Source organism: Flavobacterium bomense, assembly GCF_003970355.1.
The window spans coordinates 1-1,053 of sequence record NZ_RYDJ01000273.1 but is presented as its reverse complement, the minus strand read 5'-3'; the positions used below and the strand labels follow the sequence as shown (position 1 = coordinate 1,053).

Sequence of the window (1,053 nt, the reverse complement as noted above, 5' to 3'; positions counted from 1 at the left end):
AAAAATACAACTCACAAGGTTGAAAAAGGGGAAACGATTAGCCAAATTGCCCAAAAATACAATGTCACCCCTTATGATATTTATCAATTAAACCCCGATGCGCAAGGTGGTTTAAAACCTAATAGTATTTTGCTGATTCCTAAAAAAGGGAATGCCAAGAAAACAATTGCTAAAGTTATAACGCATAAAGTAGAACCCAAAGAAACTTTATTTGGTATCGAAAAAAAATACGATGTTTCGAATGAAGCTTTGAAGAAGGCCAATCCCGATTTAGAAAAATTTATTGGCGAAAACCTCATCAACAAAATTGGGATTTTAATTCTGGTTTTGGGAATCAGTTATTTCGTGAAATATGCAATAGACAAAGATTGGATCAACGAACCCGCCCGAGTGGGAATTGGTATGCTTTCCGGCGCATTAATTATGGGAGTGGCTCATAAATTACGTCAAAAATATGCTGCTTTCAGTTCGGTTTTTGTGGCCGGAGCAATTGCTATTTTCTATTTCACAATTGGTATTGCGTTTCACAGTTACCACTTGTTCGGACAGACAACAGCCTTTATAATAATGATCCTGATTACCGTGTTTAGCTGTTTTATTTCGCTTTCCTATAACCGAAAAGAATTGGCCGTATTATCTCTAATTGGTGGCTTTGCCGTTCCGTTTATGATCAGCACAGGTCAAGGAAATTATGTGGTATTGTTTACCTACATACTCATTTTAAATATCGGAATTCTGGCATTGGCCTATTATAAAAAATGGAGTATCATCAATATATTATCCTATGTTTTTACAGTCATTTTGTATGGAGCTTGGTTGTTCAAGAACCTCGATGAAAAGGCACCACATTATCTTGGCGCATTACTTTTCGGATTTGCCTTTTACTTGGTATTCATTGGTGTCAACATCATCAATAATGTAAGAACCAAAGGCCTTTTCTCTCCAATAGAATTAAGCATTCTAGCCAGTAATTCTTTTCTTTTTTATGGAGCTGGAATGGTTGTTTTAGAACAATATCATCCCGAACTCAAAGGATTATTTACCGCAGCTTTA

General features: G+C 36.0%; 1 protein-coding gene. It reads left to right on the top strand.

Annotation, left to right across the window (positions count from 1 at the left end; genetic code table 11):
• Positions 1 to 1,053, top strand: a 1,053-nt coding sequence (locus EKL98_RS17245; RefSeq protein ID WP_199740765.1) for a DUF2339 domain-containing protein, incomplete at both ends; no start/stop codon positions are given.